The organism is Terrimonas pollutisoli, from assembly GCF_029360765.1.
GTDB classification, from domain to species: Bacteria; Bacteroidota; Bacteroidia; order Chitinophagales; family Chitinophagaceae; genus Terrimonas_B; species Terrimonas_B pollutisoli.
This window is the reverse complement of sequence record NZ_JARKNA010000001.1, coordinates 1,006,567-1,017,047: the sequence shown is the minus strand read 5'-3', so window position 1 is coordinate 1,017,047 and position 10,481 is coordinate 1,006,567. Positions and strand designations below refer to the sequence as shown.

Below are 10,481 nucleotides of genomic sequence, written 5' to 3'. Positions count from 1 at the left end.
TAGAGTACAAAAAAAAGATATTTTAAGAATTGGAAATTTCCGACCCTCAAACCTCAGGCTTCCGACCGCTGCTCTCAATGATTCTCTCAGCTATCATCAAATCAAGCGGTCTTGTGATCTTGATATTCGTTTCCTCACCTTCTACCAACGAAACCTTTAACCCAAACGCTTCAACTACCGTTGCTTCATCGGTAAACTTGTCTTTATAATCGATCTGGTAAGCGGGTAAAAGAATTTTGCTATGAAAAGTTTGCGGCGTTTGAATCATCATTACTTTATTTCGGTCCATAGCGTCATTACCCTCGTCAGTCACTATACGGACGCTATCCTTGCTTGCAATGGCCGGAATGGCACTACCTGTTTCTACAGCCTTTTCATAACAGGAGTGAATTAGTTTTTCAGTCAACAGGCATCGAACCCCGTCATGCACAAAAATAATCGACTCCTGTTCTACCAACTTCAATCCATTTTTTACAGACTGAAAGCGGGTATCACCGCCTGCAGTGATACGAATCCGGTCTTTATCAAAATAGGCATCGATGATCTCCTGCCCCATATCCATATAATCAACCGGAAGCACCAGGATTACCTGCAGGTCTTCATAGCTTTCCAGGAAAGTTTTGATGGTATAATAAAGAATAGGCTTGTCTTTTAATAAGATAAACTGCTTGGGTAATTTTTCACCCATCCTGGTACCTGAGCCACCGGCCACTATGATCGCATATTTCAACATGGGCGCAAAGATAGAACGCTGATTTTATATTATGCCTGTGAAATGAGCCATAAAAATTTTCGAGCAAATTCATACCACCCGCGATGAAAATTTTTATGGTGAATTCCATGTGACAAAAAAACAATAAAAAATAATACACATGAAAAAAAGGCATTGTGTTTGTAATACTTTTATAAATACAACTACCATGGTGGGCAAAAATTTTCTTTATGTTTTAGCAGGGTTCATGGTTTTGCAATCCTGTACGAAAAATGTAGTGGATAACCTGGAGCCGGACGAAAAACCGCTCTATATTACCAAGCAGGATGGCGCGGTCGATTTTTCGTCCTATGCCACCTTTAGTTTGGCAGATTCTGCCGCCGTCATCGATAATAACCAATTGGTAGCCCGGGAGAGAACGGATTATGATGCTGCGTTTATTGACGCAATTGCTGCTGAAATGCAAAGCCGCGGATTTACGAGGGTAGGAAATAGTGAAAATCCTGACCTGGGAATAAATTTAAGCAGGATATACAATGACTACACGGGTATCATCGATTACTCCACCTATTGGGGTGGCTACGGTGGTTACTGGGATCCTTATTATTGGGGCTATCCTGGTTATGATTATTATTTTCCGCCGGTATACGGAACTTATACCGTAACCGAGGGCGGCGCGGCAGTAGATATGTTTGATTTAAAAAATGCTGCGAGCAATAACCAATTGCGCCAGGTATGGAGTGGATTGGTTCGCGGCAGCGGAACTTTTACGGTTGCAAGGGCGTCAAAACATGCCCAGGCTTTATTTCAACAATCCCCTTATATAGCAAAGTAAGCTTTAGTATCCGCGGTAAAGAAGAACCTGACACAACTAAAAATATAACAATGAAAATATTTAAAATACTTTCTGTCTTAATAGCATCATTCTTAATAGTGATGAGTGCAGCTGCGCAGCAGGGAGAAGTGAGAATGACTGCAAGTATCGCCGGAGCTACTCCCATGGGTCAATTCAAGGACCTTGTAGACAAGACATCATTACGTGGAGTAGATATCACTATTTTATACGGGGTCAACGACCAACTGGGCATAGGTTTAAACGTAGGCTTCCAGGACTTCTATCAAAAATTCCCAAGGGGGCTTTATAAACTATCTGACGGCAGTGATATTTCTGCGGTGCTTACCAATTCTGTTCAAACTATTCCTTTCCTGGCAACTGCACGATACAATTTCATGTCGGGCGGAACCATACAACCTTATGTGAGTGCAGGAGCTGGTGGAGCGGCTGTCCTCAACAAACAATATGTTGGCGAATACCCTAACGAAACCAATAAAATTAGTTTTGCAGCAAGACCTTCGGCAGGTATTTATATCCCTTTTAAAAAGGGAGGAGAAACAGGTTTGAACCTTAGTGTGAATTATACTTTTATTCCTTATAAACAGGATGATATCTCAAATCTTAGTTATCTGGGATTTACATTGGGTATTGGTTTTCCGATGCGGAACTAATTTTGATTAAAAAAGTATTGGATTACTACCGGGAAATCCTTTTTACTGGCAAGTGTCTTCCCTTAATTTGTCCAACATTGTTCTGGCTGAGCTTTTTGTCACCTCCTGGCAATACAAGTTATTTTTAATAATACCCGTTTGAAAAATCAGTTGGATATAATAAGTTTTACCTGCTTCAATATCTATTTCTATTCTTTCAGCCTTGTACGCCGCTGTTGGTGTTTCTCACCAACAGCACGAATAGAAGCCGTGTCGAAACAAAAAATACGCTTCTAAAATGCTGAATAGAATTACCGAACCTGCCCGCCGGTAGGCTGGCGTTGAAGTGTCACCGACGATAAATGTCGGGATGCCGACCGAAAGCGTCGGCAAGTGACACAACAGACGATGATAGTAGCTATGCAGCTGACTACAAAAACATCTACCTGTATATCGCCACTTCTTTCTCCCCAATACTGTTTATCATCGCTCTGTACATTCCTGCACTGTTAAATATCATAGCTGCATTGCCCAGTGCATCCACGCCGATCATACCACCTTCGCCTCCCAGCTTTACTAGTTTATCATACACAACCACCTCCATGGCCTGTTGCAAATTCATTCCTTTATATTCCATCAGGCAGCTGACATCATATGCCGCAACCCCACGGATAAATGGTTCTCCATGGCCTGTGCAACTGATAGCACAGGTTTTATTATTGGCATAGGTGCCTGCTCCAATTAAAGGACTATCACCAATACGGCCATATTTTTTATTAGTCATTCCACCTGTACTTGTTGCTGCTGCAATATTGCCTTCCATATCACAGGCAACAGCTCCAACCGTTCCAAATTTTTTATCCCGCATCAGCTCTTCCAATTCCTGGTGTGTATGATCCAGCGAATAAGTATCAGAATCCCGGATCGCTTTCCATTGGTCGTAACGAAACTGGCTGAAGAAAAATTCATCGGGCTCCAGTTTGATACCCTGCTTGATGGCGAAATCATTGGCGCCTTTACCGCTTAGAAATACATGGTTGCTGTTGCGCATTACTTCCATGGCCAGCTCAATGGGATTGCGAACATTGCGAACACCTGCTACAGCTCCCGCATTTAAATCGTGGCCTTCCATAATAGCTGCATCCATTTCCTGCAACCCTTTTTTGGTAAATACCGAGCCGCGTCCTGCATTGAACAGCATATTGTCTTCTAATACAACAACAGTTGCTTTCACTGCATTTGTAGCAGTACCGCCTTCTTCCAGCACAGCATAACCCGCTTTTAAAGCATCTTCCAAACCTTCGAGATAAGCGGCTTCCAACTCCGGTGTCATATCTTCTTTCAATATTGTACCCGCGCCGCCGTGTAATGCTAATGTGTATTTTGACATAATACTGACTGCTGTTTTCCGCTGCCGAAATTAGCTATTTTATACAGGAAGAATTTCCAAGTTTTTTTAACGATGCTTAGATAAAAGCCAATACAAGAAGGCTTTTATTTGACAACAGCAAATCGGTAATGATTACAAATTCTGTCGTGATGATGTAAGAAATAAAAAGAATGACCACCTTCATATCAGGAAGACAACTCTTCCTTTTTCTTTGAGAACACAGCGATGTAGTAAAGAGGAATACCTATCAATACGATGATCAATCCCGGCCAGGTGTATTGAGGTTTATATTTTATCATCAACAAACAAAAGGCAATTCCCATTAGAATATAGATGGCCGGCAATACAGGATAACCAAAAGCTTTATAAGGCCGCTCTGCATCCGGACGTTTTTTACGCAGTATAAAAATGCCAATGATAGTAAGCACATAAAATAATACTACAACAAAAGAAACCATGTCAAGGAGATCGCCATATTTGCCGCTAAGGCAAAGTATGCATGCCACCAGGCATTGTATCCATAAAGCATATTCGGGAACCGCATTCTTGTTCAATTGGCCGGTTTTTTGAAAAAACAATTTGTCCTTTGCCATTGTATAATACACCCTCGCCCCTGCCAGGATCAGTCCATTATTACAACCAAACGTGGACACCATGATCAGCAGGGCAAGAATGATGGCACCATTGCTGCCGAATATCTCATTAGAGACTGATAAGGCGATGCGGTTGTCTTTTGCAAAAGCCAGCTCATTTACCGGTAATACTGAAATATACATCAGGTTGGTAGTGACGTATATAATCGTAACGATCAATGTACCCAAAAACAGGCTAAGACCAATATTTCGCTTAGGGTTCTTTACTTCTCCTGCAATAAAGGTCACATTATTCCATGCATCACTGCTGAAAATACTTCCCACCATTGCCGAAGCGATAGCACCAAGGGCAACGACGCCTGTCAGCGGCAACCATGAGTCCGTGACGCCGGGTGAATTGCTGCGGCTTGCGTGCTGCTTTATTTCCCAGGCGTTGGTCCAGTTTTGATTCCATACATCCCAGTTGGCGGCTATAAAAAAACCAAAAGCAATAAGGCCAAACAAGGCAAGCAACTTTGCCGTTGTAAAACTTGTTTGAATGATCTTACCGGTTTTAATGCCCTTTGTATTTATATAGGTCAGCAGAATGATCAGCGCAATTCCTACCAACTGCGCAGCGGTTATTTTAAAACTACCTGAACTCTGCCATAAAACATTTCCATCTCCCAAACCGGGCGCCAGGTAACCTAAGAATTTGGCAAAAGCCACGGCAACAGCAGCAATAGTTCCTGTTTGAATAACGGCGAAAAAACTCCAGCCATACAGAAACCCGATAAAAGGATTATATGCTTCTTTTAAATACACATACTGGCCGCCTGCCTTTGGAAACATAGCACTTAATTCCCCATAACTAAGTGCAGCAGTTAACGTCATAAAGCCAGTGATCAACCATGCAGCAATAAGCCAGCCTGCCGATCCGAGGTCCTTCAGCATATCAGCGCTGACGATAAAAATACCGGAGCCAATCATTGAACCAGCCACAATCATCGTTGCATCTACCAGGCCTAAGGATTGTTTAAAAGAAGTGGAATGTTCTGCCATGCAATTTTTTTTATTTATCAAGATAAGTATTTCACTTCATTTTCATTGTAAAAGACAAGAACAAAAAAAATCCTTCCGGACTGCGGAAGGATTTTTACCGGAAAAATTATTGCTTAATCTTTTTTATTCTTGTATTCTTCGTTCAACCCTTTTATCACTTCGCTGGTGATGTTATAAGCTGTGTCCTTGTAATAAAACAATCCCTGCTCGTAGGCGACTATATAAGAATAACCTTGTGCCTTGTTATATTCCGTTAAAAAATCTTCGATTTTCTTTTTTACACCCAGGTTTTTACGCATCACAAAATCCTGGTACTGCTGATCCAGTTCCTGTTTCCTGTTTTTCAACCTGTCTTCCAACTGCCGGAGGTCTACCTGTGCCTTTTCATAATCGGCTTGCACCATTGTTCCACTTTTTTCTTTCTGCTGATATTCCAGTATTTTATTCTTATAGGTAGCATCAAGTTGGTTCAGGCTATTGGAATATTCTTCATCTTTCTTTGTTATCTCCGCTTTTATGTCCTTCACCATGTTGAAATGATTTTCTACTGAATCCATTTCAAAATAGGCGATGCGAAAACCAGCATTAACAACATTTGAATCTCTGCTTGCATTTTTATTGCCGGAAACAACATCTCCCTTTTTGTTCAACTGTGCAAATACCAAATAACCGACAAGCAGCGTCAATACTATATTCCAAACCAACAAACCATTTTTCATGTATGCAAATTAATGATGAATAGGTGGGCAAATATAAGGATTCAGGTTACTTTATGAAACAGTTAACAGCAAGGGAAAATAAGCAATTGGCAATAGTAAAATTGCAAAAAAGGGAGCAAGATTACCTCACTCCCTGATTTATTTATCAATTTGCAATGCTATTGCCTATTGTCTATTGCATATTGTCGATTGACTTACTCTTCTTCGTCAAAGGCCATTGCCTCACGGGTTGTTTGCAGCAATTCGTACTCCTCCTTGCTACCTACAATCATGTTCTCGAACTCACGCAGTCCAGTACCAGCAGGGATCGGATGACCTGTGATAACATTCTCCTTCAGACCGAGCATATCATCTGTTTTACCATGGATGGCAGCTGATGACAATACTTTGGTTGTTTCCTGGAATGATGCTGCAGATATCCAGCTTTGAACACCCAGAGATGCTTTTGTGATACCTAACAATGTCGGAGAAGATGTCGCAGGCTGAGCGTCGCGGTATTCAACCAGCTTCTTATCGTTTCTGCGGAGTACAGAGTTTTCTTCTCTTACTTCACGCAGTGTTACGATTTGGCCTGCACGGAGTTTAGTGGAATCTCCTATTTCGGTCACCACCTTCTTATCAAAGATGTAATCATTCTCTTCTACGAATTCGAATTTATCTACTGAATCATCTTCAAGGAATCGTGTATCACCCGGATCAACGATGCTTACTTTACGCATCATCTGGCGAACGATCACCTCGATGTGTTTATCGTTGATCTTCACACCCTGCAAACGATATACTTCCTGGATCTCATTTACCACATACTGTTGTACCGCAAATGGTCCCTGGATAGAAAGAATATCCTGCGGTGATGTTTGACCATCACTCAATGGTGAGCCAGCTTTTACGAAGTCGCCATCTTGTGCAAGTATCTGTCTTGTCAACGGAACCAGGTATTTCTTTTGAACACCATCTTTTGCTTCGATGATGATCTCACGGTTACCACGCTTGATAGCACCCATTGTTACCACACCATCGATTTCAGAAACTACAGCAGGGTTGCTTGGGTTTCTTGCTTCGAACAACTCTGTAACACGAGGCAGACCTCCGGTGATATCTCTCAGTTTTCCAAGTACACGGGGTATTTTCACAATTACCTGTCCGGCTTTTACATCATCACCTTCGTCAGGAATGATATGGCTACCGGTAGGCAGGTTGTAAGATTTATTTTCTTTGCCTTCTACTACGATTGAAGGAATCTTTGTTTTATCACGGGTTTCAATAACCACTTTCTCACGGTGACCAGTTTGTTCGTCAGATTCTTCACGATAGGTAACACCCTCGATAACGTTTTCAAATTTCAACACACCGTTTACTTCTGCGACGATAACGTTGTTGAATGGATCCCATGTACAGATCACATCACCTTTGCTTACTTTCTGACCATCTTTTACCATCAGGGTAGAGCCGTAAGGAATGTTGTTAGTGATCATCAGGCGATCATTCTTGGTATCGATGATACGAACCTCACCTGTACGACCAATTACGATCTGAACTTTTTCGCCTTCATTATTTTCAGTTGTTACTGTACGCAAACCGTCAAACTGGATGGAACCATCGAACTTGGCAAGCAATGTAGACTCAACAGAAGCTGAACCAGCCACACCACCAACGTGGAATGTACGAAGTGTCAACTGTGTACCAGGCTCACCGATTGACTGTGCTGCGATGATACCAACAGCATCTCCCTTTTGTGCACGAATACCTGATGCAAGGTTTTTACCATAACATCTTACGCAACATCCACGCTTGCTTTCGCAGGTAAGTACAGAACGAATTTCTACAGTTTCTATACCTGCATCTTCAATTCTCTTCGCAATAGCAGGAGTAATTTCATCACCGGCTGCAACTATCATCACGTCATTTTGTAAATCGTAAACATCATGCAATGATATACGACCGGCAATTCTATCTGCCAATGGTTCAATGATGTCCTCATTATCTTTCAATGCAGTAGTAGCAATACCACGCAGTGTACCACAATCTTCTTCGGTGATAACGACATCCTGTGCTACGTCAACTAAACGACGTGTCAGGTAACCGGCATCCGCCGTTTTAAGGGCGGTATCGGCAAGACCTTTACGGGCACCGTGTGTAGAGATAAAGTAATCCAATACGTTCAATCCGCCTTTAAAGTTGGAAAGAATTGGGTTTTCAATGATCTCAGAACCAGTAGAACCGGATTTTCTTGGCTTCGCCATCAATCCCCTGATACCGGCCAGCTGTTTGATCTGCTGTTTAGAACCACGGGCTCCGGAATCCAACATCATATAAACAGAGTTGAAACCTTGCTTATCGCTGCTCAACTCACGGATCAGTGTTTCAGTAATCCTTGTATCGACACGGCTCCAGATATCTACCGTTTGGTTATATCTTTCATTGTTAGTGATAAGACCCATATTGTAGTTATCCCAAACCTCATCTACTTCACCTTTTGCATTTTCCAACAACTCTTCCTTAATGTCTGGAATGATAAGGTCATTAATACTGAATGACAAACCACCCTGGAAGGCTGTACGGAAACCAAGCTGCTTGATATCATCAAGGAATTTCGCTGTTTTCGGAACATTGGTAGTTTCAATGATATCACCAATGATGTCACGAAGATTTTTCTTTGTCAGCAATGCATTTACAAAGCCAACTTCTGCAGGAACGTGTTGGTTAAAGATCACACGACCTACTGTTGTTTCAATTAATTTATGTTCGAGCAGGCCATCAGCATTGCGGATGTTTGCTTTTACTTTGATCCATGCGTGCAGATCAACAACACCTTCGTTGTAGGCAATGATCACTTCTTCATTTGAGTAGAAGGCTTTGCCCTCTCCTCTTACTTTTTCAGTGTCAGTTGATCTTTTACCTTTTGAAATATAGTACAGACCGAGTACCATGTCCTGTGAAGGAAGGGTAATAGGTGTACCATTTTGTGGGTTCAGGATGTTGTGTGATGCCAGCATCAATAATTGTGCTTCCAATACAGCAGCATTACTCAACGGTACGTGAACAGCCATTTGGTCACCATCAAAGTCAGCGTTGAAGGCTGTAGTTACCAATGGGTGCAGCTGTATCGCTTTACCTTCAATCAACTTAGGCTGAAATGCCTGGATTGACAAACGGTGCAGCGTTGGGGCCCGGTTTAATAAGATCGGGTGTCCTTTCAAAATATTTTCGAGGATATCCCAAACGATCGCCTCTTTTTTATCAACAAGCTTCCTGGCGGATTTTACTGTTTTCACAATACCTCTTTCAATCAGCTTGCGAATGATAAATGGCTTGAAGAGCTCAGCAGCCATATCTTTTGGCAGACCACATTCATGCAATTTCATTTCAGGACCTACCACGATAACCGAACGACCAGAGTAGTCAACACGTTTACCTAACAGGTTCTGACGGAAACGACCTTGTTTACCTTTCAATACATCAGAAAGCGATTTCAAAGCACGACCACCTTCAGCTTTTACAGCATTTGATTTACGGCTGTTATCAAACAAGCTATCGATAGCTTCCTGCAACATACGTTTTTCGTTACGAAGGATAACCTCCGGAGCCTTGATCTCCAACAATCTTTTCAAACGGTTATTACGGATAATAACACGACGATACAAATCATTCAGGTCAGAAGATGCAAAGCGGCCACCATCCAGCGGTACTAACGGACGCAGCTCAGGTGGAATAACTGGGATGTATTGCATTACCATCCATTCAGGACGGTTGGTAATTCTTGTATTCGCATCACGGAAAGCTTCTACAACACTCAGCCTTTTTAATGCATCAGCTTTACGTTGCTGAGATGTTTCAGTAGCAGCCGCATTACGCAGATCAAATGATAACTGATCCAGGTCGATACGTTGTAACATATCGTGCACGGCCTCTGCTCCCATCTTAGCGATGAACTTGTTTGGATCATCATCAGGCAGGTACTGGTTATCTTTTGGCAATGTTTCCAGGATATCCAGGTACTCTTCCTCTGTAAGCAGATCTCCAACATTTTGACCTTTGTCAGCACGGATACCTGATTGGATTACCACAAATCGTTCGTAATAAACAATAGTCTCTAATTTCTTAGAGCTTACACCCAACAGGTAACCAATTTTATTGGGCAATGATTTGAAATACCAGATGTGAACAACCGGTACAACCAGTTTAATGTGACCCATTCTTTCACGACGAACTTTCTTCTCAGTCACTTCTACACCACAACGGTCGCAAACGATACCCTTGTAACGGATACGCTTATACTTTCCGCAGGCGCATTCATAGTCCTTAACGGGACCAAATATTCTTTCGCAAAACAAACCATCCCTTTCAGGTTTGTAAGTACGATAGTTAATAGTTTCAGGCTTCAACACTTCACCGTAACTTCTTTCCAGGATCGTATCCGGGGAAGCCAGGCCGATGGTGATCTTTGAAAATGTTGCTCTGGGGCGATTTTCTTTTTTGAATGCCATGTTTTATTTCTGATTTCTTGTTATTGTTTTTTGTTACCAGCGACATCAACACTA

At 42.0% G+C, this 10,481-nt stretch carries 7 protein-coding genes; 2 read left to right on the top strand and 5 right to left on the bottom strand.

Annotation, left to right across the window (positions count from 1 at the left end; translation table 11 throughout):
• Positions 1–46: 46 nt before the first annotated feature.
• A complete protein-coding gene (locus P2W73_RS03895; protein ID WP_276500674.1) occupies positions 47–733 on the bottom strand; it encodes a 2-C-methyl-D-erythritol 4-phosphate cytidylyltransferase in 687 nt (228 codons plus the stop codon).
• 139 nt (positions 734–872) lie between these two features.
• Here P2W73_RS03895 and P2W73_RS03890 point away from each other — a divergent pair, with 139 nt between their 5' ends.
• The gene (locus P2W73_RS03890) at positions 873–1,547 is read left to right on the top strand and encodes a DUF4136 domain-containing protein (RefSeq protein WP_276500673.1); all 675 of its coding nucleotides are present in this window, start codon (positions 873–875) and stop codon (positions 1,545–1,547) included.
• Between the two features lie 50 nt (positions 1,548–1,597).
• Positions 1,598–2,218 (top strand): outer membrane beta-barrel protein, encoded by a 621-nt coding sequence (locus tag P2W73_RS03885; protein WP_276500672.1) that lies wholly within the window; start codon positions 1,598–1,600, stop codon positions 2,216–2,218.
• Between the two features lie 421 nt (positions 2,219–2,639).
• On the opposite strand, the gene P2W73_RS03880 is transcribed toward P2W73_RS03885, so the two are convergent.
• The 4 genes from P2W73_RS03880 to rpoC form a co-directional block, all read right to left on the bottom strand.
• Complete coding sequence (locus P2W73_RS03880; protein ID WP_276500671.1) at positions 2,640–3,587, bottom strand: isoaspartyl peptidase/L-asparaginase family protein; 948 nt, start codon at positions 3,585–3,587, stop codon at positions 2,640–2,642.
• Between the two features lie 185 nt (positions 3,588–3,772).
• Complete coding sequence (locus P2W73_RS03875) at positions 3,773–5,221, bottom strand: APC family permease (protein ID WP_276500670.1); 1,449 nt, start codon at positions 5,219–5,221, stop codon at positions 3,773–3,775.
• Between the two features lie 113 nt (positions 5,222–5,334).
• Positions 5,335–5,940 (bottom strand): OmpH/Skp family outer membrane protein, encoded by a 606-nt coding sequence (locus P2W73_RS03870; RefSeq protein ID WP_276500669.1) that lies wholly within the window; start codon positions 5,938–5,940, stop codon positions 5,335–5,337.
• A 194-nt stretch (positions 5,941–6,134) separates the two neighbouring features.
• Positions 6,135–10,427 carry a DNA-directed RNA polymerase subunit beta' gene (rpoC, locus tag P2W73_RS03865; RefSeq protein WP_276500668.1) on the bottom strand — a complete coding sequence of 1,431 codons (4,293 nt, stop codon included), beginning with the start codon at positions 10,425–10,427 and terminating at the stop codon, positions 6,135–6,137.
• Positions 10,428–10,481: the final 54 nt, after the last annotated feature.